26 protein-coding genes are annotated in these 22,413 nt (G+C 72.8%); 13 read left to right on the top strand and 13 right to left on the bottom strand.

Annotated features, from left to right (window positions below):
• Positions 1 to 90: 90 nt before the first annotated feature.
• The 4 genes from AB0K00_RS53030 to AB0K00_RS53015 are packed head-to-tail and all read left to right on the top strand — an operon-like array spanning position 91 to position 4,079.
• Positions 91 to 1,677 carry a pectate lyase gene (locus AB0K00_RS53030; RefSeq protein WP_363538487.1) on the top strand — a complete coding sequence of 529 codons (1,587 nt, stop codon included), beginning with the start codon at positions 91 to 93 and terminating at the stop codon, positions 1,675 to 1,677.
• Positions 1,678 to 1,734: 57 nt separating this feature from the next.
• Positions 1,735 to 2,340, top strand: a complete 606-nt coding sequence (locus tag AB0K00_RS53025) for a hypothetical protein (RefSeq protein WP_363538486.1) — start codon at positions 1,735 to 1,737, stop codon at positions 2,338 to 2,340.
• 9 nt (positions 2,341 to 2,349) lie between these two features.
• Entirely contained in the window at positions 2,350 to 3,312 is a 963-nt protein-coding gene (locus tag AB0K00_RS53020; RefSeq protein WP_363538485.1) for a 5,10-methylenetetrahydrofolate reductase, read from the top strand.
• A complete protein-coding gene (locus tag AB0K00_RS53015; RefSeq protein ID WP_363538484.1) occupies positions 3,309 to 4,079 on the top strand; it encodes a phosphotransferase in 771 nt (256 codons plus the stop codon). The genes AB0K00_RS53020 and AB0K00_RS53015 overlap by 4 nt, the downstream gene beginning before the upstream one ends.
• A gap of 140 nt (positions 4,080 to 4,219) precedes the next feature.
• On the opposite strand, the gene AB0K00_RS53010 is transcribed toward AB0K00_RS53015, so the two are convergent.
• From AB0K00_RS53010 to AB0K00_RS53000, 3 genes are all read right to left on the bottom strand, one after another.
• Complete coding sequence (locus AB0K00_RS53010; protein ID WP_363538483.1) at positions 4,220 to 4,774, bottom strand: hypothetical protein; 555 nt, start codon at positions 4,772 to 4,774, stop codon at positions 4,220 to 4,222.
• A gap of 36 nt (positions 4,775 to 4,810) precedes the next feature.
• Positions 4,811 to 5,377, bottom strand: a complete 567-nt coding sequence (locus AB0K00_RS53005) for a hypothetical protein (RefSeq protein WP_363538482.1) — start codon at positions 5,375 to 5,377, stop codon at positions 4,811 to 4,813.
• Positions 5,378 to 5,481: 104 nt separating this feature from the next.
• Entirely contained in the window at positions 5,482 to 5,898 is a 417-nt protein-coding gene (locus AB0K00_RS53000; protein ID WP_363538481.1) for a hypothetical protein, read from the bottom strand.
• Positions 5,899 to 6,203: 305 nt separating this feature from the next.
• Between AB0K00_RS53000 and AB0K00_RS52995 the strand changes: the two genes are divergently transcribed.
• The gene (locus AB0K00_RS52995; protein WP_363538480.1) at positions 6,204 to 6,647 is read left to right on the top strand and encodes a cupin domain-containing protein; all 444 of its coding nucleotides are present in this window, start codon (positions 6,204 to 6,206) and stop codon (positions 6,645 to 6,647) included.
• A complete protein-coding gene (locus AB0K00_RS52990; RefSeq protein WP_363538479.1) occupies positions 6,644 to 7,387 on the top strand; it encodes an NAD(P)H-binding protein in 744 nt (247 codons plus the stop codon). Before AB0K00_RS52995 ends, AB0K00_RS52990 begins: the two co-directional genes overlap by 4 nt.
• 63 nt (positions 7,388 to 7,450) lie before the next feature.
• Here AB0K00_RS52990 and AB0K00_RS52985 read toward each other — a convergent pair whose 3' ends face one another.
• The 4 genes from AB0K00_RS52985 to AB0K00_RS52970 all read right to left on the bottom strand — a co-directional run bounded on the left by AB0K00_RS52985 (position 7,451) and on the right by AB0K00_RS52970 (position 10,866).
• On the bottom strand, positions 7,451 to 8,113 hold the full coding sequence (locus tag AB0K00_RS52985; protein ID WP_363538478.1) for a MarC family protein: 663 nt from the start codon (positions 8,111 to 8,113) through the stop codon (positions 7,451 to 7,453).
• Positions 8,114 to 8,123: 10 nt separating this feature from the next.
• The gene (locus tag AB0K00_RS52980; RefSeq protein ID WP_363538477.1) at positions 8,124 to 9,395 is read right to left on the bottom strand and encodes an arginine deiminase; all 1,272 of its coding nucleotides are present in this window, start codon (positions 9,393 to 9,395) and stop codon (positions 8,124 to 8,126) included.
• 77 nt (positions 9,396 to 9,472) lie between these two features.
• Positions 9,473 to 10,213, bottom strand: a complete 741-nt coding sequence (locus tag AB0K00_RS52975; protein WP_363538476.1) for a carbonic anhydrase — start codon at positions 10,211 to 10,213, stop codon at positions 9,473 to 9,475.
• A gap of 101 nt (positions 10,214 to 10,314) precedes the next feature.
• Positions 10,315 to 10,866, bottom strand: coding sequence for a hypothetical protein (locus tag AB0K00_RS52970; protein ID WP_363538475.1), 552 nt, complete (start codon positions 10,864 to 10,866; stop codon positions 10,315 to 10,317).
• 56 nt (positions 10,867 to 10,922) lie between these two features.
• Between AB0K00_RS52970 and AB0K00_RS52965 the strand changes: the two genes are divergently transcribed.
• The gene (locus AB0K00_RS52965) at positions 10,923 to 11,342 is read left to right on the top strand and encodes a DUF1810 domain-containing protein (protein ID WP_363538474.1); all 420 of its coding nucleotides are present in this window, start codon (positions 10,923 to 10,925) and stop codon (positions 11,340 to 11,342) included.
• A gap of 3 nt (positions 11,343 to 11,345) precedes the next feature.
• Here the strand turns inward: AB0K00_RS52965 and AB0K00_RS52960 are convergent, their stop codons facing one another.
• Entirely contained in the window at positions 11,346 to 11,738 is a 393-nt protein-coding gene (locus AB0K00_RS52960) for an MmcQ/YjbR family DNA-binding protein (RefSeq protein WP_363538473.1), read from the bottom strand.
• A complete protein-coding gene (locus tag AB0K00_RS52955; RefSeq protein WP_363538472.1) occupies positions 11,735 to 12,013 on the bottom strand; it encodes a hypothetical protein in 279 nt (92 codons plus the stop codon). Before AB0K00_RS52955 ends, AB0K00_RS52960 begins: the two co-directional genes overlap by 4 nt.
• Before the next feature lie 125 nt (positions 12,014 to 12,138).
• Between AB0K00_RS52955 and AB0K00_RS52950 the strand changes: the two genes are divergently transcribed.
• Both AB0K00_RS52950 and AB0K00_RS52945 read left to right on the top strand, forming a co-directional pair.
• The gene (locus tag AB0K00_RS52950; protein ID WP_363538471.1) at positions 12,139 to 14,151 is read left to right on the top strand and encodes a hypothetical protein; all 2,013 of its coding nucleotides are present in this window, start codon (positions 12,139 to 12,141) and stop codon (positions 14,149 to 14,151) included.
• A gap of 57 nt (positions 14,152 to 14,208) precedes the next feature.
• Positions 14,209 to 14,607 carry a hypothetical protein gene (locus AB0K00_RS52945; protein ID WP_363538470.1) on the top strand — a complete coding sequence of 133 codons (399 nt, stop codon included), beginning with the start codon at positions 14,209 to 14,211 and terminating at the stop codon, positions 14,605 to 14,607.
• Positions 14,608 to 14,684: 77 nt separating this feature from the next.
• On the opposite strand, the gene AB0K00_RS52940 is transcribed toward AB0K00_RS52945, so the two are convergent.
• Complete coding sequence (locus AB0K00_RS52940) at positions 14,685 to 15,155, bottom strand: DUF4440 domain-containing protein (RefSeq protein ID WP_363538469.1); 471 nt, start codon at positions 15,153 to 15,155, stop codon at positions 14,685 to 14,687.
• Between the two features lie 233 nt (positions 15,156 to 15,388).
• On the opposite strand from AB0K00_RS52940, the gene AB0K00_RS52935 reads away from it, so the two are divergent.
• Positions 15,389 to 15,838, top strand: coding sequence for a DUF427 domain-containing protein (locus AB0K00_RS52935; protein WP_363538468.1), 450 nt, complete (start codon positions 15,389 to 15,391; stop codon positions 15,836 to 15,838).
• A gap of 18 nt (positions 15,839 to 15,856) precedes the next feature.
• Positions 15,857 to 18,037 carry an Hsp70 family protein gene (locus AB0K00_RS52930; protein ID WP_363538467.1) on the top strand — a complete coding sequence of 727 codons (2,181 nt, stop codon included), beginning with the start codon at positions 15,857 to 15,859 and terminating at the stop codon, positions 18,035 to 18,037.
• A gap of 93 nt (positions 18,038 to 18,130) precedes the next feature.
• Here AB0K00_RS52930 and AB0K00_RS52925 read toward each other — a convergent pair whose 3' ends face one another.
• Positions 18,131 to 18,925 (bottom strand): alpha/beta hydrolase, encoded by a 795-nt coding sequence (locus AB0K00_RS52925; protein ID WP_363538466.1) that lies wholly within the window; start codon positions 18,923 to 18,925, stop codon positions 18,131 to 18,133.
• A gap of 24 nt (positions 18,926 to 18,949) precedes the next feature.
• Between AB0K00_RS52925 and AB0K00_RS52920 the strand changes: the two genes are divergently transcribed.
• Both AB0K00_RS52920 and AB0K00_RS52915 read left to right on the top strand, forming a co-directional pair.
• Positions 18,950 to 20,332, top strand: a complete 1,383-nt coding sequence (locus AB0K00_RS52920) for a serine hydrolase (protein ID WP_363538465.1) — start codon at positions 18,950 to 18,952, stop codon at positions 20,330 to 20,332.
• Between the two features lie 101 nt (positions 20,333 to 20,433).
• Positions 20,434 to 20,994 (top strand): DUF3558 family protein, encoded by a 561-nt coding sequence (locus tag AB0K00_RS52915; protein ID WP_363538464.1) that lies wholly within the window; start codon positions 20,434 to 20,436, stop codon positions 20,992 to 20,994.
• 15 nt (positions 20,995 to 21,009) lie between these two features.
• Here the strand turns inward: AB0K00_RS52915 and AB0K00_RS52910 are convergent, their stop codons facing one another.
• Together AB0K00_RS52910 and AB0K00_RS52905 are read right to left on the bottom strand one after the other, a co-directional pair.
• Positions 21,010 to 21,444, bottom strand: a complete 435-nt coding sequence (locus AB0K00_RS52910; RefSeq protein WP_363538463.1) for a hypothetical protein — start codon at positions 21,442 to 21,444, stop codon at positions 21,010 to 21,012.
• Positions 21,404 to 22,413 (bottom strand): EI24 domain-containing protein (locus AB0K00_RS52905; protein WP_363538462.1); only part of this gene is annotated, 1,010 nt, incomplete at its 5' end. The genes AB0K00_RS52905 and AB0K00_RS52910, both read right to left, overlap by 41 nt.

Below are 22,413 nucleotides of genomic sequence, written 5' to 3'. Positions count from 1 at the left end.
CGCTCCCCCGCCTGGGAAACGCCTCCTGACTGCGCGGTACGGCACGAGGACGCGTCGCCGCCGTACCACTCCGCCTCACCGGAGGTTTTCATGAGCCAAACCGTTCGAAAGCACCGCCGGCTTGCGCTGCGAGCCACCGTCGCGGCGCTGGCCACGACGGTGGTCGGCGCCGCGATCGGCATCGCCCTGTCCACGACCGAAGCGTCCGCGGCGACCGGCGGCGTGACCGGCTTCGCGACCCAGAACGGCGGCACGACCGGCGGCGCCGGCGGCGCGACGGTCCGGGCCACGACCGGCACCGCCATCCACACCGCGCTGTGCAACCGGGCCAGCAGCAGCACCCCGATCATCATCCAGGTCGAGGGCACCATCAACCACGGCAACACCACGAAGGTGTCGGGCTCCAGCTGCAACACCGCCGCCGACAAGATCGAGCTCAAGGAGATCAGCAACGTCACGATCATCGGCGTGGGCGGCGGCGCGGTCTTCGACCAGCTGGGCATCCACATCCGTGACTCCAGCAACATCATCATCCAGAACGTGACCGTCAAGAACGTCAAGAAGTCCGGCTCGCCGACGTCCAACGGCGGCGACGCCATCGGCATGGAGAGCACCGTGCGCAACGTGTGGGTCGACCACACCTCGCTCGAGGCGTCCGGCGGCGAGTCCGCGGGCTACGACGGCCTGTTCGACCTCAAGGACGACGTGCAGTACGTGACGCTGTCCTACAGCACTTTGAAGAACTCCGGCCGCGGCGGCCTCATCGGCTCCAGCGAGAGCGACCGCGGCAACAGCTTCATCACCTTCCACCACAACTCGTACTCGAACATCGACTCCCGCACGCCGCTGCTGCGCGGCGGCATCGCGCACATCTACAACAACTCCTACGTCACGCTCAACGAGTCCGGCATCAACTCCCGGGCCGGCGCGCGGGCCAGGATCGACAACAACTACTTCAAGAACTCCAAGGACGTCATCGGCACGTTCTACACCAGCGAGGCCGGCTTCTGGCAGGTCAGCGGCAACATCTTCGACAACGTGACCTGGTCGGCGAAGGGCACCGACACCAACCCGGCGGGCCCGAACCCGACGTCCAACACCAGCGTCAGCATCCCGTACTCCTTCGCCCTCGACCCGGCCAACTGCGTGCCGGACGTGGTGAGCCGCACCGCGGGCGCGAACAAGGGCCTGCAGGTGTCCGACGGCAGCTGCACCCCGACCAGCCCGACCGGCGGACCCACCTCATCCTCCCCCCGCCCCTCCTCGCCGGGCCCCTCCTCGCCCGCACCGTCCAGCCCCGGGCCGACGCAGGGTGGCACCAACCTCAGCATCGGCGCCGGTTCCGACGGTTCCAGCAAGGCCAGCGGCACCAGCTACGGCGACGTGCGTGACGGCAACCTGAGCACGTACTGGTCCCCGGCCGGCACCACCGGGACCATCTCCATCAAGTGGAGCGCCGCTACCGCCATCTCCCGGGTCAACATCCGCGAGGCGTCCGGCGCCACCGGCGTCATCCGCAACTGGCGGCTCCTCAACGGCGACACCGGCGCCGTGCTGGCCTCCGGCACCGGCGCGGGCGTCGTCACCTTCACCCGCACCTCGATGAAGAAGGTGACCTTCGAGATCACCACCGCCACCGGCACCCCGCGGGTCGCCGAGTTCGAGACGTACGCCTGACGTACGCCGGGGCGGGGGTCCCGTGGCGACCCCCGCCCCTCTGGCAAGCTGAACCCCGTGGCGTCCGTCGAGCACTACCGCGACCTGCTGCTCAACCGGTCCTGGTATGCCGAGGGCCTGAGCTGGACGGTGATCCAGCCCGCCGGCGCACCGGTGACCGTCGACGGCGTGATCCGCCGCCTGCGGGCCGCGCGGATCAACCTTGACGAGATCAGGTTCCCGCACGTCAACGACCTGCGCGACGACGACCCGAGCCCGTTCCTCGTCGCGTTTCTGGCCCAGGTCGGCGACGACGTGACGATGTTCCAGACCAACGGCTCCGAGGGCGCCCGGCCGGACTCGGCCGGATCCCCGACGATCCCAGCGCTCCGGGCGAGTTCGGCCACGACGACCCGGACCTTGACGCCAGGCTCCGCGGCGGTCCCGAGGCGCTGCGGCAGGCGGCGGTCGCGTTGGTACTGCGGCGGCTGGCCGACGCGTTCGTCAGACCGGCGAGGATCGCCCTGGCCGAGCGGTGGCCTGGAGTCCGCGATGAGCTCTGCGCCCTCATCCGCACGGTGTGATGCGCCGCGGCGGTCCTGTTCGGCGCGCGCTGACGGGTCCGCCCGAGCCGCGGGTGGGGCAGGACACATTCTCGATCCCCGATTGAGTGGCCGCTCGTAAGGTGGTCGCATGAGCGATGGGGATTTCGCCGGGGCGCGGCCCGGGCTGCAGCGCATGCTTGCCGAGGCGCGGCCGGGCGTGCTGCTGTTCAGCCTGACGCCGCCGCGGCGCAATGCGACGCCCGAACGCATCAAGGAGATCGCCGCGGTCACGCTGGAGCGGCTTGCCCCGCTCGACGTGGACGGGCTGATCCTGTATGACATCGACGACGAGTCCGACCGAAACCCTGACGAGCGGCCGTTTCCGTATCTGCCCACCATGGACCCGGCCGAGTATCACGCGGAGCATCTCGGCGGCTGGGACCGTCCGGCGGTCATCTACCGCTGTGTCGGCAAGTATGACGAGAAGGACCTGGCCGACTGGCTGCGGCACGCCGACCCGGAGCGGGTGCTCGGGGTCTTCGTCGGCGCCTCCTCGGGCGACAAGTCGGTGCGCACGGACATCCGCCGCGCCCACGCCGTGCGCCAGGAGGTTCGTCCCGAGCTGCCGCTGGGCGGGGTGGTCATCGGCGAGCGGCACACCCGCGGCGGCGACGAGCACCTGCGCATGCTGGCGAAGCAGGAGCGGGGCTGCACGTTCTTCGTCTCCCAGGTGGTGTACAACGTGAACGACACGAAGAACCTCATCTCCGACTACGTCTACGAGTGCCGGTCGCGCGGCACGGCACCGCGGACCGTCATCTTCACGCTGTCGCTGTGCGGTTCGCTGAAAACGCTCGAGTTCGTCCGCTGGCTCGGCGTGGAGGTGCCACGCTGGCTGGAGAATTCGATCCGGCATGCCAACGACCCGCTCGCCGAGTCCTACCGGCAGGCCATGGCGATCGCCCGCGACCTCGCCGACTTCTGTGCGCACCTGGGCATGCCGTATGGCTTCAACGTCGAGAGCGTCTCGATCCGCAAGGCCGAGATCGAAGCCACCACCGAGCTCGCCGCCGACATCGCCAAGCTGCTGCGCGAGCGCCGGCAGCAGTGACCGGCGAGCACCGGCTGGCCGGCGGGTTCGACGGCGGCGCGGTCCGCGTCGGCGACACCGTGCGCCGCGCGCCGGGGCCGTGGACGCCCGCGGTGCACGCGCTGCTGCGGCACCTCGAGGCGGTCGGCTTCGACCGGGCGCCGCGCGCGCTGGGCCTCGACGAGCAGGGCCGGGAGGTGCTGTCGTTCCTGCCCGGCGCGGTGGTCGGGACGGCGCGCCCGTGGCCGGCGTGGGTGCACAGCGACGACGCGCTGGGCCAGGTCGCCGGCTGGCTGCGGGACTTCCACGCCGCCGTCGCGACCTTCGTGCCGCCGGTCGGGGCGCGCTGGCGCAACGGCTCGGCGTGGCGACCCGGGCTGATCGTCGGGCACAACGACGCCGCACCGTACAACGCCGCGTGGGCCGGCGGGCGCCTCACCGGGTTCTTCGACTGGGATCTCGCCGCGCCGGCGACGGCCGAGGCGGACCTGGCGTTCACCGCGTTCGGCTGGGTGCCATTGCACGCGCGGCAGGTCGTGGCGGCCGAGGGCTTCACGGCGTTCGCCGACCGGCCCCGGCGGCTCCGGCTGTTTCTGGACGCCTACGGCTGGGCGGGCCCGGCCGGCGCGTTCGTCGAGCTGGTCCGGGACCGGGTGGCCGCCGAGGCACGGGGCATCCGGCGGGCGGCGGCGGCCGGCGACGCGACCTACGTCCGGATGCTCCAGCACGGCGTCGACGCGGCCCTGGAGACGGCGGTCGCCGAACTCCGCGCCGGCATAGCTTCGTAGCGAAGACACCTTCGGACCGGCACGAGTTCTCCCGCCCGCTGCTCGGCGCAGTCCAGTCCGCCGGGCTGCTCTTGGCGGCGGCCGCGGCGGACGGCTGCCCGGCCTGCGGTCGGTGACCGCCGCCGGGCAGCGTCGCGTCGTCAGACGGCGAGCAGCCGGTCGAGCAACTGGTGATACTGCAGCACGGTGTCGCGCATGCCCTCGGTGCTGTCCGACGAGCGCGCGCCGGCGTGTTCCAGCTGCTCCTCGCGCTGGTGGACGTTGTCGGCGAGGGACTGCACCGCCTCGTCGACCAGCTGGCGCGCCTCGGTGACGCTGCCGCGCGGGTCCTCGACGAAGTGGGTCTGCACCTCGTGCCAGCGGTTCCGGAACTCGTCGGCCTTGGCGGCGTCCCAGATCCCCTGCTCCCGCGTGATCCCCTGCTCCCCCGCGATCCTCTGATCCCCCGCGGTGCCCTGCTCCTGCGTGGTGGACGGCCGCGCCTGGGTCTGGGCCTGCTCGGTCGCCGACTGCGTCGTCGGTATGTCGGTGCCGCCGGCCCGGACGGGTTCAGTGGCAGCGGTGGGTTCTGCGGTCTGCGGCGCCTGCGGCCGCGGCTGCCCTGACGGCGCCTGGGGCTGCGTCTCCCCTGACCAGTAGGGCACCTGGGACGTCTGCTGGGTTCCGGCCGGGTCGATCGGGCTGTTGTCACGCATCGCGATCGCGCCTTCCTGAGAGTGCTGTTGCCTTCGTCAGCCGTGCCGCGGGGTCGGCCGGCCGCCACCCGTGTCGCCGAGGAGTTCGGCGAACAGCGAGCGGTAGTGCATCAGCGCCTGGCGGAGCTGCTCCGTCGACGCCTGCCCACGCTCGTTCACCTTGTTGATCTCGTGTGCGTCGCGGTAGTGGCCGATCGTCTCGGCATGGTCGACGCTGAGGTCCTGCACGCGGGTGTCGAAGTCGTCGACGGGGTACCCACGCTCGCCCATCACCTTCGTCACGAGCTCGTCGGCCTCCCGCGTCGCGGCCTCGGGCTCCTCCACGAAGTGTGCCTGCATGCGTTCCCACTGCTCGGCGTACCGCTGCCGCTGCCGCGGATCGAGCTCCTTGAGCTCCAACTCGGCGTGGCGGCGCTCGCGGTCCTGCAGGTCGCGTTCGGCCGCGCGGCGGCTGTGCTGCTCGCCGACCGCCCGCTCATATTCGGGTCCGAACCGGCGCCGCAACGCCTCGGTCCGGCGGTGCCGGCTGATGGCGACGGCCGCGATCGCGACAATCGCAAGGACGATGATGACGATGGCAACAACGGTGGCGGTCGAGGACATCACAGATCCTTTCCGAAGGAGCCACGACCGACGCTAACTCGCCCGTCGACGACCGACCTCACCCTCTCGCAGACGGCTATCCGGATCAGGCCGCGGTGAGCAGCTCAGGCCGCGGTGAGCAGCGGGTTGCCGTCGGCGCTCGGGCGGCCGAGCGTGTCCTCGGGGCCGAGCATGATCTCCCAGCCCTCGTCGTCGCTGCCGAGCAGCAGGTACGTGGCGGTGGCCGAGCCGACCTTCACGTTGACCCCGGTGCCGAGCCGCGCCTGGTACGCCTCCGACGTCCACTTCCGCCCGCTGAGCGCCTTGCGGTAGGCGTCGCGGTGCTGCTCCAGATAGGTGCGGACCCGCTGGCGCAGGCCGGGCCCGCCGGCCCGGACGGGTTCGAGGTCGTTCCAGCGCGCCACGGCCGCGTCGATGTCGCCGTCCCGCATCGCGCGCAGGTACGCGTCGACGACCTCGGTCGGCTTGTCGGGCCGGTTCGCCAGCACGAACGCCGTGACGCCGGCGCCGACCAGCAGCACCGCGAGGACGGCGGCGAGCCCGATGACGAGCAGACGGCGCGAGCCCCCGGGCGGCGGCGCTTCGCCTGCCGACCGTACTTCCCCCGGCCGTTCTTCCCCTGGCCGTGCTTCCCCTTCAGGCTGGACGGCCGGCCCGTCAGGCCGGCTTGCCGGTTCTTCGGGCTGGATCGCTGGTGGTTCGGGCTGCGCCATGACACCCCCTCGTCGATGCACCGCCACACTATCGATTTCCATCGACCAGCGACAATGGCTTTCGCGGCCCGCCACGGGGTGTGATCGCGCCGGAGCCGGGTAGTCGGCATCGCATGCAGAAGATCAAATCGAGGGACACCGGCCCGCGGCACCAATCGGACGCGTGGCAGTCGGCAATCACCGTGCTCCAGGAGATCATGCCTCCGCACGTCCCCGCAGGCGCACACGCGATGACCGTCGTCGTGGAGTACCCGCCCGGCGACCCCGGCGCGCCCCCGCACCGGCACACGGGCCCGGCATTCGGCTACGTGCTGGACGGCGAGATGGTGTTCGAGATCGAGGGTGAGCCGCCCAGGGTCGTGCGGGCCGGTGAGGCGTTCTGGGAGCCGGGCGGCGACGTCATCCACTACCAGGACGGCAACAATCTCGCCGACGTCCCGGTGCGGTTCACGGTCACCATGCTCTGCGAGCCGGACAAGCCGATGCTCACCCTCGTCGACGAGGACGAACTGGCCCAGCGTGCGCACCTCCGCAAGGCGCAGGGGGCGGGCGCATGAGGATCGCCGTCGTCGGTGGGACCGGTCTCATCGGGTCGCAGGTGGTCAAGATGCTCGACGCGGCCGGGCACGAGGCGGTGCCGCACTCGCCGTCCACGGGGCTGGACCTGCTCAGCGGTCAGGGCGTCGCCGACGCCGTCCGCGGTGCCGACGTCGTGGTCAACCTGTCGAACTCGCCGACGTTCGACGACGCGTCACCGGCGTTCTTCCGCACGAGCATGGACAACCTCCTCACGGCCGCCGGCGACGCAAACGTCGGCCACGCGGTCATCCTGTCGATCGTCGGCGCCGACCGGGTGCCGGACCTCGCGTACTACCAGGCCAAGGTGCTGCAGGAGGACCTGCTCAAGGCCGGCCCGGTGCCGTACTCGATCGTCCGCGCCACCCAGTTCTTCGAGTTCGTCGACCAGGTGCTGTCCTGGACCTCCGACGAGCACACCGTCCACCTGCCCGCCACCCTCGTCCAGCCGATGGCCGCCGCCGACGTCGCCCGCGCCGTGGCCGACGTGAGCGCGGGCGCGCCGCTGCGGGGGACCCGCGACGTTGCCGGGCCCGAGGTCTTCGCGCTCGACGAACTGGGCCGGATCACCCTGGCCGCGCACCACGACGATCGCAAGGTCGTGACCGACGCCAACGCCGGCATGTTCGCCGCGGTGCCGGGTGATGCCCTGATCGCCAGGGGCGACGCCGTCATCGCCCCGACCACCTACCGCGACTGGCTCACCCGCCGCGGCCGCTGACGCACGCCGCACCGCTCAGCCAACGCGCCCGCCCGGTGCCGACACACGCCGGCAGCGGGCGGGTCAGCGGATGTGGTGCATCGCGGTGAGGACGTCGACGGCGAGGCGGGTGAAGCCGCTGGCCAGGAGGGTCGCGGCGATCGCCGTGAGCAGGATGCCGGCGACCCGGTCCAGGATCATGCGGGCGCGGTCGGACAGGCGGCGGCCCGCCTGGCCCGCGACGTACACGCAGGCGCCGGTGATCGCGGCGTGGATCAGGGCGGCGATGGTCAGGGCGAGGACCCCGGCGACGCTGTCGACCAGGGCGCGGAAGCTGATCAGGACGGCGATCGTCGCGCCGCCGACGGTGAGGGGGAAGGTGAGCGGCATGAAGACCACCGAACGCCACGACGTCGACGGCGGGGCGATCGCCGCGTCGGTGGGCTTGGACCCGGGGTCATCGTTCTTGCCGAGCATCATCGGCACGGCGGCGATCATCAGGGCGATGCCACCGGTCGCGGAGAGCGCGGCGGTGGTGAGGCCGAGCAGTTCCAGCAGCGGCTCACCGACGAGGATCGTGACGACGGCGATCGCGGCGACGTTGACGAACAGGCCGAGCGCGAGCCGGGGATGCTGGCGGGTGTCGACGGGCTGCACCAGCGGGATGTACGACGACACGGCGGCGACCGGGCTGTAAAGGCCGACGAGGGCCAGCAGCATGAGGACCGCCTGGTCCACATTGGACATCGGCGTGCAATCACAGCCCGTCGCGGAGAACGGGACACGTCATGCAGTGCCCGCCGCCGCGGCCCTTGCCGAGCTCGAACCCCTCGATCTCGACGACCTGGACGCCGTGGTCGCGCAGGTTGCGGTTGGTGTACTCGTTCTTGTGGTACCCCACGACGACGCCGGGTTCGATGGCGACGAAGTTGCAGCCGCTGTCCCACTGCTCACGGGCCCGCTGGTCGGCGTCGCCGCCGGTCGGGATGACGTCGAGGTGGCCGATGCCGAGCGCGTCCTCGAACGCGGCGACGAGCCCCTTGTCGCGGCGCACCTCAAGGGTGCCGGGGCGCTCGCCGGGGAAGAGCGTGAACGCGGTGGCGCCCTCGACCACGGGCGGGTAGCCGGTCGCCTTGTCCCGGTCCACGAGCGTGAAGACGGTGTCCAGATGCATGTACGAGCGGCTCGGCGGGATCTGCACGGCGATCACCCGGCTGGCGGCGTCCTGCGCGAACAGGGCGACCGCGAGGTGCTCGACCATGTGCGGGCTGGTGCGTTCGCTGACCCCGACGGCGACGGCGCCGTTGCCGATCGGCATCATGTCGCCGCCTTCGAGGCAGGCGCGGCCGAAGTCCTCCTCGTCGAAGCTGCCGTCGTCGCCCATCGGCGGGTACCAGTACTGGAAGTCGGCGCCGGCGAACATCGGATGATGGTGGTAGATGATGCTCTGGTTGATCGTCTCCAGCCGGCGGGCGTGGAAGAACAGCGGGTTGAGCGACACGCCGCCGTACAGCCACGCGGACGGGTCGCGCTGATACAGCGAGTTCGGCAGCGGCGGCAGGATGAACGCCCGCGGCTGCGCGAGCGCCGCGACCAGCGACCGGCGGTCGAGGTCGGCGCGGTGCCCGCGGACCAGGTCGAAGAACTCGGCCTTGGTGAGGCCGCCGATGAGGTGCCGGGCGAGGGTCTCGCCGTCCCATCCGGCCAGCTCCTCGCGGACCGGGTCGAGCAGCGCCGGGCCGACCGACAGGTGCGTGACGGCGCGCTCGACCGCGTGCCGGCGGGCCAGCGGGTCCTGCAACGCCTCGGCGAGCAGGGTCTGGTGGTAATACACCTCGACGCCGTGGCCGCGCAGCATCGCGACGAACTCGTCGTGCTCCGCCTGCGCGCGGCTCACCCACGGCAGGTCGTCGAAGAGCAGTTCCTCGCGGTTGTTCGGAGTCAGCCGCCGCAGGCTCAGGTCGGGCCGGTGGACGATCACTTTGCGTAGCCGGCCGACCTCCGACGCGACACCAAACGGTCCGGGCATACCCGACCTCCGCCCCAAGGCGCCCCCCGGTGGGGCGCGGCAGGCCGGGCACTACCCCAATGGGGCGACTCCACACCTCACAGCCACTCGACCTCGCCGGTGTCCAGGTCATAGCGGGCACCCACGATCTTCAGGGTGCCGGCCGTGACGGCGGCGGAGAGAATCGCCTTCGTGCCCAGGTCGGCGACGATGTTGCTGACGTTGTGGCGCACGGCGGCGTCGACCATGTCGGTCGCCTTCTCCTCCTCCGCCTTCGTCACGGCAGGTTTGATCGCGGTGACGAGGGAGTCGATGTCGGTGCCGCTGGGTGCGGAGTTCTTCTCCACCGCCTCGACGGTGGCCTTCACGGCGCCGCACTTCTCGTGGCCGACCACGACCAGCAGCGGGATCTTCAGCTCCGCGACGCCATACTGGATGCTGCCCAGCACGGCGTGGTCGACGACCTGCCCGGCGGTGCGGGTCACGAACAGGTCGCCGAGGCCCTGGTCGAAGACGATCTCCGGGGGCACCCGGGAGTCGACGCACGACAGGATGCAGGCAAACGGATGCTGCCCCGCCGCGAGCGTGGCCCGGTAGGTGGTGTCCTGGTCGGGGCGGCGCACACCGCCGGAGGCGAACCGCTCGCCGCCGGCCTTGAGCCGCTCGAGGGCCTCGGCCGGGTTGGTGACGGTCGGCTCCGACGGTGCCGCCGAGCTCGGCGCCTCGCCGACGGTGTGGTCCTCGGTCTTCGAGCCGCATGCGGCGGCAAACGCTCCGACCCCGGCAAGCAGCCCGAGGCGCAGAGCGGTGCGGCGGGTCGACGGTCCTGGGATGTCCACGGCCTAACCTCCAGAGACGGCACACTTCGCTACTCTCCGTAGTGAAGCACTGACCTTGTGGTGTCCGGGCATGAACGGCGAACGCCCGCCAGTCCCGCCAGTCAGTCCGGCCAGTCGGCCAGCAGGTGGCGGCGGACCAGCGCCGCGTGCGACAGCGGGGTCGCCAGGTCCGTGACGTCACCGTTGGTGGTGTAGTCGAGCAGCACGAGGTCACCGCCGGCGGCGAGCTGCCGCAGTGCGTCGACCTGCTCGGCGGCCCGGTGCTCCAGCACCCACCGATACACCGGCAGGTAGATCTGGCGGCGGGCGGTCTCATAGTCCAGCAGCGCGTCGCCGGTCAGGCCCTGCCGGTGACCGAGGACCGGCCCGAACCGGCGGACCGTCCGCTTGAGCCCGGTCATGCCCGTCGCCGTGAGCTTCGCCGGATCGACGCCGGCGGTGTCGAACACCTTCAGCGCCTGCCAGATCCCCTCGACCGACTGCCCCACCACACCGGGGCTGAACGGCACCGGGATGCCGCCGTGCGGATAGAACGGGCTCAGCCGCACCCACGGCTGCGGCCCCCGGGACGTCACGTCCAGCACCGTCGCACCCGGGAACGCCGCCGCCAGCGACGCCTGCCCCCGCCGCCGGCTCGCCACATGCACCATCATCGAAATCCCCCTCCCCGTCGCACGCATCATGCCCGCCGGGTACGACAATTTCCGGTATGGACGACCCCTACGACCTCGCCAGGTTCGTCACCGCCCAGGAGGACATCTACGACGACGCGATCGACGAGCTGCGCCGCGGCCGGAAGCGCAGCCACTGGATGTGGTTCGTGTTTCCGCAGGTGGCCGGCCTCGGCTCGAGCTACGCGGCACAACGGTTCGCGATCTCGTCGCTGGACGAGGCCCGCGCCTACCTGCAGCATCCGGTCCTCGGCCCGCGCCTGCACGAGTGCGCCGAGGCGATGCTCGGCAACACCGAGGCGACGGCCCGGCAGGTCCTCGGCGACATCGACGCGATGAAGCTGCGCTCGTCGATGACGCTGTTCCAGCTGGCCGCGCCGCAGGAGTTGGTGTTCGCCCGGGTCATCGACCGGTTCTTCGAGGGCGCCCCGGACGCCGAGACGATCCGCCGGGTCTGACCGTCAGTCGAGCAGCGCCGCGAGCCGCTTCGGGGCCAGGACCCGATAACTGTCCGTGATCAGTTCGGTGATCTCCTGCCAGTCGGCGTCGTCGTCGAGGACCATGACGACGACGTCGACGCCCCAGGACGCCTTGTGGAACGGGTGGCCGCCGGCGAGCAGCGCGGCGATCTCGTCGCCCGGCACCCGGAACGTCAGGACGCAGACCGGCCCGGACGTGCCGGCGGCCCGCGCGTACGCGGCCTGGTGGGCGGGGTCGACGACGAGCACGTGCGCGAAGGTCCGCTTGCGGATCCGCCACCGCGTGCCGACCCACGCGGGCTCCTCGTATGCCTCCGGCAGGCCGAGGCAGATCGGCCGCAGCCGGTCGACGGCCGCCGCCTCCGCGTCCTTCATGCGGGGCGCTGGAACGGCAGGGGCATGCCGGCGCCGTCCAGGACCCGCACGTAGCCGGCGATCAGGCTGGCGAGGTGGTTGGCCACGTAGGTCAGCTCCTCCTCCGCGGCGGCGGTGTCGCCGGCCTGCAGCAGCGCGAGGGCCCGCTGGGCCTCGTCGTTGAGCGCGGACAGCGAGTCGCCCTGCACCAGCACCCCCGGGAAGCGACGGCCGGGCAGTCGTAACACGGCGTAGTTGTGCTGACCAGTCATCATCTCGACCTCGACCCGTGCCACCTTCCGATCCTACGACCGTCGGTAGTGTTCGACGATGGCCGAGAAGCTGCCGCTCGACAGTCCCCCTGTGGCTGGACCTGTCCGCGTGCTATTCCGCCGGCGAAGCGGTCGCCCGGCTGCGGGAGGTGGTCGCGGCGCGGCGGCTCGGCGACGCGTGGAAGGCGCTGCAGGACGAGATCCTGCACCAGGGTTCGGTGTACGCGGTGACGTCGGCGGCGATCCCTCACCTGGTCGACCTCGCGCCGCACCTGTCCGGCGACGAGCGGCGGGACCTGTGGACCGAGCTGGGGTTCCTGGTCGCGGCCGGCGCCGACGAGTTCCCCGAGCCGGTGCCGCCGGGGCTGCAGGCGGCGCTCGACGCGGCGCTGCGGACCGCGGCGGCCGCGGCACCGCGTGACTTCCGGCCGGGCGGCGGCGCCGAGGAGCTCAGCTACTTCGCCCTGGCGTGCGTGGCGCTCGCCGGGCATCCGGTCGGCACCGCGCTGTGGAAGTTTCCGGACCGCAGCGCCGGCTACGTGCCCCTGACGTGCCCGCGGTGCGAGACCGAGGTCGAGCTCGACGGGTTCGGCGACCCCGTCATGCCGCCCGGCCCGCCGCCTGCGTACGACGCCCCGCCCGTCCCCGGCACGCCCTGGCAGCGGGTCGCGGACGCGATCGGGGAGGCCGAGCGGTCGGCGGCGCTCGGGCCGGGCTGGGACGGGTTCCTCCGGGTCGCCCGGGTCGTCGCTGCGGCCGGTGTACCGGTGGACGCCCCGCCCCCGCCCGTCTGGGCGCTGGTTGCCGGCATGGTCGCGGCGGATCCGGCCTGGGCGAGGACCCTGACCCGCCTGACCGGGCACTACCGCTGCCCCGGGTGCGAGGAGGTCGTCCCGGTCTGGGCCGCGTACGGCGAACCGTCCTATGTGGACGACGACAGGGACGGCGACGGGGACGAAGACAGGGACGGCGACGGGGACGGCGACGAAGTGGACGACGACGAGGCCGACGACGACGAGGTGGACGGCGACGAGAGCGACGAGAGCGAGGTGGACGGCGACGAGAGCGACGAGGGCGAGGTCGATCCGGCGACCGTCGCGACCGCGGACGGCGGGTTCCGGCCCGCACCCGGGTTCGCGCCCGGGCGGCTCGACGTCACCGTCGAGCGGGTGTGGCAGGCCGGCGGGCCCGCCGTCACCGCCCTCGCCGCCGGCGCCCCGGACCGCGTCGCCGTCGCCCGCGGCCGGTCGGTGCACCTGGTCGAGCCGCGCACCGGAGCCTCCGCCGCGGCGCTGTTCGACGCCGCCGCACCGGTCACCGCCCTGGCCGCCGCGCCACTGCCCGACGGGTCGACCGCGGTCGCCGCCGCCGCCGGCGAGCACCTGCACTGGTGGGACGGCACCGGCAGCTCGGCGGTGGCCGCCGGTGGGCCGGTCCTCGCGCTCGCGGCGGTGCCGATGCCGGCCGAGCCGAACCCGCGCGCCGTCGAACCGCTCGCCGGACTCTGGGACGGTCGCACCGTCGTCGCGGCGGCAACCGGGGACGGCGTCGTACACCTGTGGAACCCGGCAACCAGGACAAGGGTCGCGGCGGCGTTCCGCCACCCCGGCTCGACCACCGTCGCGCTCGCCGCCGTCCCGCACGACGGCGGCGCCGACCTCGTCGCTCTGCGCGGCGGCCACGCCGTGGACGTCTGGTCCTCCGCCGCCGTCATGGGCACCGCGACCACCGGCCGCCCGGGCGCGGCCAAGCTGCGCGCCGTCGGCCACGCGGAACTGGTCGCGGCCGTCGCGTCGCCGGAGCGCCTCGGGTTCCGCGGCCCGGTGCTGTTCGCGGACCGCGACGGCGGCGTGTCGCTGTGGGAGACGTTCGACGTGCGGCTCGCCGACCCGCTGCCACCGGATCCGGGGCACCGCGACGTCGTCGCCGTGGCGGCGCTGCCGTGGGACGGCGGGATCCTGGTCGTGACGGCCGGCCGGGCCGACTGCGGGCTGCGGGTGTGGGCGCCGCACCTGGGCGCGGCCGCCGTGCTTGCCCTGGACTCCGAGCCCCGTTGCCTGCTCGCGGTGGGCGACCTGCTGCTGGTCGGGCACGCCCGCGGCCTGCTGGCGCTGCGGTTCGCGCCCGGCGCCGGTGGTGGCACGATTCCGGGATTTGCCTGAGTCCGCGGTTGCCTACCTTCGTATTCACCAGCAGGACAACATTCCAGGGAGACAGCGATGAGCGAGTACGGCGACACCGGGTACGACGGCGGCGACAGCTACGGGCATTACGAGGCGGGTCAGGAGCACGAGCAGCTCGACCAGCTGCACCAGGCCTCCGGCAGCGAGCAGGACTACGCCTCCCAGTACGGCGTCTACGAGGCCGACCACGCCTCCGCCGAGAACACCAGCTTCGACCAGGGCCACCACGTCGAGTACAGCAACCCGTCGGGTGAGCACTACGAGGAGTCGGACTACACCAGCTACGACCACAGCGAGGCCGAGACCGACCACGTCTTCGCCGCCGAGGGCTCCGAGCAGTACCACGCCGCGGAGTGGAGCGAGCTCGACGCGCTGCACCACCAGCTCGACACCGCGTTCGCCTCGGCGACCGAGATCAACGCCGTCTCGGCGTAACCCACCCGCACCACCCTGCCCCTGGCGTGAGGCCGGCCACCGCATCGGTGACCGGCCTTCGCCATGTCCGGGGGTTGCTAGCCGGCGAACCGCTCGACGTCCTCGAGTGCCGCGGCCGCCTCGAACGTGGCGGCGGTGACGGCCCCGCCGTCGGTGGTGTCGTAGTCCACGGCGATCCGCCAGCGCCCGTCGACCTTGCGGGCGAACGTGTGGAACCGCCCGTGGAACACCAGCCGGTCGGCGCCGACGGGCTCGATGACGATGCGGTAGACGCCGCGCTCGCTCGCCAGGTCGGCCGCGGCGACCCGCTCGGTGAACCGGAAGGCGATGTCGGCGGCGTCGTTGCGGGCGGCCAGCCCGGCGAACCACGGCTCGACCTGCGCCGCGTAGTCGCTCAGCCCGTGCACCGTGCCGTTGGTGCCGCTGGCGCGGATGGCATCGGGCGCGTGCAGGGCGAGGAACGCCGCCGCGTCGCGGGCCCGGTAGGCCGCCCGGAACGGCCGCCACAGCTCGTTGTTGAGCTCCCGGAGCAGCTCGATCGCCGGCATCCCGCCACGGTACGGCCCGGCCGCCGCGGCTGCCACACCTTTACCCCGCCGCCCACGACATTGACATCCGTCGCAGTCCGCATAGGCTCGCCGCGGTCGGGTGTACGGGTGGGCCACCGACAACGCCGCCGCCTCACCGTCGCCGACGGCACGGGCGCGAGCAACAACAAGCTCGCCTACGTGGACGTCGTCGCGCTGTAACACCGTGGCAAGGACGCCGTAGGCTGGGCGGTATGACCGAGTCGGTGTGGGATTATCCGCGGCCGCCCAGCGTGGAGCCGACCGCCCGGCATGTCGTGATCCGGCACGCCGGGCAGGTCGTCGCCGACACGCGCCGGGCGGCGCGGGTCCTCGAGACGTCGCACCCGCCGGTCTACTACCTGCCGCCGGCCGACGTGGCCGCGCCGCTGCACCGGACCCAGCGGCAGACGTTCTGCGAGTTCAAGGGCGTCGCCACCTACTGGGACGTGGCCGGCGTCCCGGCCGCGGCGTGGTCCTACGAGGACCCCACCCCGGGATACGAGGCGCTGCGCGGCCTGCTCGCGTTCTACCCGTCGAAGTTCGACGAGTGCACGGTCGACGGCGAGACGGTCACCGCCCAGCCCGGCGACTTCTACGGCGGCTGGCTCACCAGCGACATCACCGGCCCCGTCAAGGGCGGGCCGGGGACTCTCGGCTGGTAGGTACTAGGCTCGCCGACCGTGACAGGTTTTCGGCTCGGCGTCGACTTCGGCACGTCCACGACGATCGCGATGCTGCGCCGCCCCGACGGGCGGGTCCAGCCGCTGCTGTTCGACGGCTCGCCGCTGCTGTCCTCCGCGGTCCTGCTCGGCCCCGACGGCCGCCTGCACACCGGCCGCGACGCCGCGCACCTGGCCCGCAGCGCCCCCGAACGCCTCGAACCCAACCCGAAGCGCCGCATCGACGAGACCAGCGTTCTGCTCGGCGCCACCGAGGTCGGGGTCCGGGACCTGGTCGCGTCCGTCCTGCAGCGGGTGGCGACCGAGGCGGCCCGGGTCGCCGGCCCGGTCGGCGCCGTCACCCTGACCCACCCGGCGAACTGGGGCACCGGCCGGCGGGCCGTGCTCGTCGACGCGGCCCGGCAGGCGGGGTTCGCCGAGGTCGACCTGGTCGCCGAGCCCGTCGGCGCGGCCACCTATCTCGCCTCGACCCGGGGCGCCGAGCTTCCCGTCGGTGCCTGTGTCGTGGTGTACGACCTGGGCGCCGGCACCTGTGACGTCACCGTGCTCCGGCGGGCGCCGCACGGCTTCGACCCGGTCGCCTCGGATGGGCTCAACGACGTCGGCGGCCTGGACGTGGACGCCACGGTCGTCGCGTTCCTGCAGGCGACCTACGGGGCGCTGTGGACCGACGCGACCACCCGCCGGCAGCTGTGGGACGACGTGCGCTCCGCGAAGGAGATGCTGTCGCGGGCCAGCGGCACCGTCGTCATGGTCCCGGCGCTGGGCAAGGAGGTGCCGCTCGGCCGGGAGCAGCTGGAGGGCCTGATGCGGCCGGTGCTGCGCCAGACGGTCTCGATGACCCGCGCGCTGCTCACCGAGGCGGCCGTGCCACCGTCGTCGATCGCCGGGCTGTTCCTGGTCGGCGGCTCCAGCCGCATCCCGCTGGTCGCGACGATGCTGCACGAGTCGATCGGGATCGCGCCGGTCGTCGCGGAGCAGCCGGAGCTGGTCGTCGCGGAGGGCGCCCTGTACGCGACCGGCGCGCCGGCCACGGCTCCGGTCTCCGGGACACCGTCCTCCGGTGCACAGACCACGCCCATGGTCGTCTCCGGCCCGCCGTCGTTCGGCCCCTCGGCCCCGCAGTCGCCGTACGGCCCGGCCGCGCCGAACTCACCGGTCCCGGGTGGGTTCCCGCCCGGTCGCCCGCAGTCCGAGGCGCCGGTCCCGGGTGGGTTCCCGCCCGGTCGCCCGCAGTCCGGGGCGCCCGTCTCGGCGTCGCCGTTCTCCGGAGCACCGGCGGGGATCTACGACACCGGCGCCTACACCGGCGGGATGCCCGCGGCGGCGATCCCCGAGTCGACCGTGGCCGGCGGGTTCCGCCCCGCGCCGATGCCGGTGTCCGCCACCCCGTACGGGGCGACGCCGGTGTCGGCGGTGCCCGGTGGCCCGCGACCGCCGGCGACCGGCGGCCCGGCCGCACCCACCTGGACGCCACCACCCCCGCCGCAGCGGCGGGGCGGCGGCGGTGGCGCGGGGATCGCGGTGGCCGCCGTCGTGGTGGTGGTCGTGGTGCTCCTCGGCGCCGCCGGCGTCGGTGCCTACCTGTTGCTGAACAACGGCACCACGGTCGGGCCGAACGGCTCGGGCGCGTCGGGCGCGGCCCGCACGTCCAGCGGACCGGGCCGGTTCCAGGTCACGAAACTGCCCGAGAACATCTGCGGCACGATCGACATGAGCCCGATCAGCAGCTCCTACGAGGACCCGGCCGGCGACCCGACCCCGTCGCGCAACCTCAACACGTTCGTCGGCACCGCCTCCTGCACGGTGAGCCGCCTGCACAAGTCGGGCACCGACATCTCGACCGCCTCGGTGGTGAGCATCGCCAGCGTCTACGCGGACCTGTCCTCAGGCGCCGCCGTCGCCAAGCAGATGCACGACTCCGCCCGCCTCAACAGCGCCGTCACCGACCTCCAGGGCGTCGGCGAGCAGGCGTTCACCTACGTCGACAAGCAGCAGCAGTCCGTGGTGACGGCCACGTTCGTCGGCGTCGTGTCGAATTTGGTCCTCAACCTCACCCTGGTCGTCAGCCCCGGCGGCACCGGCAAGACCTTCACCGACGCCCAGATCAAGGACCTGCAGACCCGGGTCGGCGACGTGGGCAAGGCGACGCTGCCGAAGACGGTGGCCGCACTCGGCTGAGCCGTCAGCGCTGCTGGATGCGCGTCACCGGGTTGCCGGCCGGGTCGGTGACCTACGCCTTGACGACCCACCCGCTGTCGGTGGGCGGCATCGTCACCGTGCGGGGTCGCGCAGGAAGTCGCGCAGCACCGCGAGCCATGCGTCGGGCTGGTCCAGGTGTACGTCGTGGCCCGCGTCCGGCACGACGACGTGCGCGGTGCCGGGCCGCAGCGCCAGCATCCGCTCGACCTCGCCGGCCGGCCCGGTGCCCTCCGCGCCGCGCACCAGCAGCGCCGGCGCGCGCACCGCGGCCCACTCGTCCCACCGCGCCACGTCCGCGACGCCCCGGATCGCCGCGGTCATCACCGCGCCGTCGAACCGGGGCCACAGCCCGCCGTCGCGCTCCTCCAGGTCCGCCGCCCACGCCTGCGCCAGGGACCGTCCGCCGAGGAACGTGACCGCCGCCTCCCGGGACGGGAACGGCACCGGCCACGACGCGAACCACGCCTCGAGCCGGCTCGGGTAGTCCCCGTCGTCGCCGCCGACCCCGCCCTCCAGCATGACGAGGCCGCGGACCCGGGACGGATGCCGGGCGGCGACGAGCATCGCGGTGTGCGCCCCCATCGACTGCCCGACCAGGACGGCGGGGGCGGCCGTCAGGACGTCCAGGACGGCGAGGACGTCGTCGACATACGCGCGCCGCGACACGTCCGCGGGCCGCCGCGTCGAGTGCCCGTGCCCGCGCTGGTCCGGCACGACGACCGTGTGCGAGTCGAGCAGCCCCGCGGCGGTCGGCACCAGCTCGTCGGCGCTGCCGGCCAGGCCGTGCAACAGCACCACCGGCGGGCCGGACCCGCCGGTGAGCGCCGAGATCGTCACGTCGTCGCGCCGCACCGTCACCCGTCGCATCAGCGATCATCGTAGGCTGCCGGCATGGATGCGTCTGTGGAAGGGTTCGTCGCCGCCGTGGAGAAGCTCGGGCTGCACGGCTTCGTGCTGTTGCGCCACGGCGAGACCGTCGCGGAGGGCTGGTGGCATCCATATGAGCCGGACACCCCGCACACCCTGTACTCGCTGAGCAAGAGCTTCACCTCGACCGCCGTGGGGTTCGCCGTCGCCGACGGGCGGCTGAGCGTCGACGACCTCGTCGCCGACCACCTGCCGGGCGGCGGGGACCTGCGCGGGATGCGGGTCCGGCACCTGCTGACGATGACCACGGGTCACGACGCCGAGGCCGCCCCGCGGATGGCCGAGGACCCCGACGACGACTGGGTCCGCGGCTTCCACGGCGTGCCGGTCGTGCACGAGCCCGGCACCCGGTTCGTCTACAACAGCGGCGCCACCTATGCCCTGTCCGCCATCGTGCAGCGGCTGACCGGTGAGACGGTGCTGGACTACCTGCGGCCGCGGCTGTTCGAGCCGCTCGGCTTCGGCCCCGCCAGCTGGGACAGCTGCCCGCGCGGGGTCAACTACGGCGGCTGGGGCCTGCGCCTGCGCACCGCCGACCTGGCCGCCTTCGGCCAGCTGTACCTGCAGGGCGGCCGCTGGCAGGGGCGGCAGCTGCTGCCGGCCGGATGGGTCGCGGCGGCCTCCGCCGCTCAGGTGCCCAACGCGGGGGCGGACCCGGACGAGTCGCCGGACTGGCAGCAGGGCTACGGCTACCAGTTCTGGCGCTGCCGGCACGGCGGGTTCCGCGGCGACGGCGCGTTCGGCCAGTTCGTCGTCGTCATGCCCGCCCAGGACCAGGTCCTCGCCGTCACCGCCGGCGCGCCGGACATGCAGGCCGTCCTGGACGCGGTCTGGACTCACCTGCTGGACGCCGCGCCGGCACCGTCCGCCGCGCCGCGGCTGGAGGGGCTGCGGATCCCCGCGCTCACCGACACCGCCGAACCGGCCGCGGACCTGCCCGGCCGCGAGTTCCGCGTCGCCGACCCGCTCGCGCCGCCGCAGCGCGGTTTCCGGCCGCCCATCGACCAGCCGTCCAGGATCGAGGGGTTTGCCGTGGAACGCGCAGCGCAGGGCTGGGTCGCCCGGCTGGACGACGAGCACGGCGTCCACCGGTTCGCCTGCGTCCCCGGCCGCTGGCAGGCCTCGACGCTGACCACGTCCGACGGTGAGGTGCACCCGATCGCCACCACCGGCGCCTGGCGCGGCCCGGGCACGTTCGAGCTGCGCGTCTGCCAGACCGCGGAGCCGTGCACCCGCACCTACACCGCGCAGTTCGACGCCACCGGCGTCACCATCGCGGCGGAGGACTCGGTCGGCTTCGACTTCACCACCCACCGGCCCGTGCGGGCGCTGGCGGTCAGCGGCTGACAGGTCCCGGAAAAGTGCCAGGTGGCGTCGCTGCGGAGGCGGAGCGGTCGTTGATCCGTCAAGGTGGAGATCACCTGATCACGTAGCCCGGAGGAGCCGTCATGCCGCGCCACCGTATCCTTGCCGCCACCGCCCTGCTGACCGGTGCACTGAGCCTCGCCGCGTGCGGCGCGCTCGGCGGCACCGCCGACACCCCGACGCCCGGCGGTGCCACGCCCGGAGCCGGCAAATCCGCCGGTGCCTCCAGCGCGCCCGCCCCGAAGAAGACCGCCACGGCCAAGGCCACCGGCCCGGTGACGTTACCGGACATCTGCACGCTGCTGACGAAGGCCGAGGTCAACAGCCTCACCGGGCAGAAGGTCACGCTCATGAGCAACGAGGGCGGCAACTCGTCCGGGGCCCGCTACTGCCAGTGGCAGCTCAGCAGCGGCCAGCTCGACGTGACGGTCGACGTGGAGACCCGCCAGCAGTTCGACGTCCAGAACAAGGAGGCCGTCCAGATCGCCGGGATCGGCGAGTCCGCATACTCACTCGCCGGGCACCTGTACGTGTACGCCGCCGGCAAGGTCGTCGACGTCTACGCCACCTCCGCCGGCACCGACGCCGGCAACCTCAAGGTCGAGCGCCGCACCGCCGAAATGGTCCTGCCGAAGCTCGCCTGAATCACCCCTGGGGCATCAGCCGATCCGGATGACGATGACCTCGTCGTCGGCGACCTCGGCGACGCAGTCGTGGAGCAGGACGATCACGTCCCGGCCCGCGGCGCCGGCCTCGGCCGGGTCGAAGTCGATGCGGTCCTCGGCGAAGCGGTCGCGGAACTCGGCGTCGCTGAACGCGTCCGGGTCGAGGCTCGGCAGGAACTCACGGTGCTGCGGCGTCAGCAGCACCGTGAACCGGTCGTCGTCCTCGGGCACGTCGTCCAGCAGCCGGTCGTACTGCGACGAGTGCAGCGTGACGCCGCGGTCGCCGAGCAGCTCCAGGACCGGCAGGATCACGTAGGCGGACCAGTCGAAGGACACCACCAGCGGCGTGCCGAGCTTCTCCAGCGCGGCCGCGGGGTCGCGGGTGAACTCAGCGAGGGACGTTGCCTTGAGGGAGTTGAAAGTGGCCACTGCCGACATGGTCCAGACCGTACCGCAGCCCCGGATCCGCCCACGGTGCGGGCATCGCCGCCGCGGGCCGCGCCGGCGGGGAGATGATCTTGCGGTGCAGCAGGACCGCGCCGACCAGCACGGCCGGCGCGGTCACCAGGTACAGCACGGCGCCGGGCGCGGCGAAGACCTCCGGGATCGGCACGATCACCAGGAAGCGCAGTGACAGCACCGGCAGGATCAGCGCGACCAGGCTCATGATGCCGAACCCGGTGACGTAGGCCCGGTGCCGCCACGCGAACGCCAGCTGCTGCCGCACGCCGTGGACACCGTGGTGGTGCATCGGCACAGCGAGCACCAGCACACCGACCAGGAAGCCGTTGAAGACCAGCCCGACGCCGAGCGCGACCGCGACGTTGAAGCCGGGCAGCAACAGCAGCGGCAGGCAGATCAGCCAGCCGAGGTGCAGCACCAGCGTCACGATGACCGTCTGGCGCAGGCAGACGCCGGCGGCCCGCCACCAGGACGGCGGCACGACGTCGGTGCCGCCGGTGCGCCGCACCACGCTGCGGGTCATGAACGGCAGGAAGAACGCGCCGAAGAACATGGTGACCGGCACCGTCAGCGCCGTCACCAGCAGGTGGAACGCGGTCTCGGCGATCCACATCATGGCCCACTTCAGCGCCCAGCGCAGCACCGACGGCCAGCTCGCGACGAACCCCATCAGCCAGTTGACGGCGAGCCCGATGAACGCCGAGACGCCCTTCTCCACGGCGAGCAGGCACAGCGCGGTGAGCGCGACCGGCAGCAGCGCCCAGAGCCACAGCCGGGGGGTCCGCACGAAGTACGCGGCGCCGCGCCAGAAATACCCGAGGCCGATGAAGAACCGGCCGACGCTGCTCGCGGCGCGCTTGGCCCCGGCGACGGTGTGCCGGCTCGCGGTCCCGGCGGCGCCGGCGACCCGGATCGCGGCCGCCTGCGCCGCGGCCT

It is taken from the genome of Dactylosporangium sp. NPDC049525, from assembly GCF_040676755.1.
Classification (GTDB): Bacteria; Actinomycetota; Actinomycetes; order Mycobacteriales; family Micromonosporaceae; genus Dactylosporangium.
Note: the sequence above shows the minus strand (reverse complement) of the source record. Positions and strands in the feature narration are given on the sequence as shown.

What these genes read in the sequence shown, in the direction of transcription:
- AB0K00_RS52960 (WP_363538473.1), bottom strand. Translation starts at nt 11,738, where the DNA reads ATGAAGGACGCGGAGGCGGCGGCCGTCGACCGGCTGCGGCCGATCTGC.
- AB0K00_RS52945 (WP_363538470.1), top strand. Translation starts at nt 14,209, where the DNA reads ATGAGCGAGTACGGCGACACCGGGTACGACGGCGGCGACAGCTACGGG.
- AB0K00_RS52935 (WP_363538468.1), top strand. Translation starts at nt 15,389, where the DNA reads ATGACCGAGTCGGTGTGGGATTATCCGCGGCCGCCCAGCGTGGAGCCG.
- AB0K00_RS52970 (WP_363538475.1), bottom strand. Translation starts at nt 10,866, where the DNA reads ATGATGGTGCATGTGGCGAGCCGGCGGCGGGGGCAGGCGTCGCTGGCG.
- AB0K00_RS53020 (WP_363538485.1), top strand. Translation starts at nt 2,350, where the DNA reads ATGAGCGATGGGGATTTCGCCGGGGCGCGGCCCGGGCTGCAGCGCATG.
- AB0K00_RS52990 (WP_363538479.1), top strand. Translation starts at nt 6,644, where the DNA reads ATGAGGATCGCCGTCGTCGGTGGGACCGGTCTCATCGGGTCGCAGGTG.
- AB0K00_RS52985 (WP_363538478.1), bottom strand. Translation starts at nt 8,113, where the DNA reads ATGTCCAATGTGGACCAGGCGGTCCTCATGCTGCTGGCCCTCGTCGGC.
- AB0K00_RS53030 (WP_363538487.1), top strand. Translation starts at nt 91, where the DNA reads ATGAGCCAAACCGTTCGAAAGCACCGCCGGCTTGCGCTGCGAGCCACC.
- AB0K00_RS52915 (WP_363538464.1), top strand. Translation starts at nt 20,434, where the DNA reads ATGCCGCGCCACCGTATCCTTGCCGCCACCGCCCTGCTGACCGGTGCA.
- AB0K00_RS52940 (WP_363538469.1), bottom strand. Translation starts at nt 15,155, where the DNA reads ATGCCGGCGATCGAGCTGCTCCGGGAGCTCAACAACGAGCTGTGGCGG.
- AB0K00_RS53005 (WP_363538482.1), bottom strand. Translation starts at nt 5,377, where the DNA reads ATGTCCTCGACCGCCACCGTTGTTGCCATCGTCATCATCGTCCTTGCG.
- AB0K00_RS52980 (WP_363538477.1), bottom strand. Translation starts at nt 9,395, where the DNA reads ATGCCCGGACCGTTTGGTGTCGCGTCGGAGGTCGGCCGGCTACGCAAA.
- AB0K00_RS52925 (WP_363538466.1), bottom strand. Translation starts at nt 18,925, where the DNA reads ATGCGACGGGTGACGGTGCGGCGCGACGACGTGACGATCTCGGCGCTC.
- AB0K00_RS53010 (WP_363538483.1), bottom strand. Translation starts at nt 4,774, where the DNA reads ATGCGTGACAACAGCCCGATCGACCCGGCCGGAACCCAGCAGACGTCC.
- AB0K00_RS52965 (WP_363538474.1), top strand. Translation starts at nt 10,923, where the DNA reads ATGGACGACCCCTACGACCTCGCCAGGTTCGTCACCGCCCAGGAGGAC.
- AB0K00_RS52920 (WP_363538465.1), top strand. Translation starts at nt 18,950, where the DNA reads ATGGATGCGTCTGTGGAAGGGTTCGTCGCCGCCGTGGAGAAGCTCGGG.
- AB0K00_RS52995 (WP_363538480.1), top strand. Translation starts at nt 6,204, where the DNA reads ATGCAGAAGATCAAATCGAGGGACACCGGCCCGCGGCACCAATCGGAC.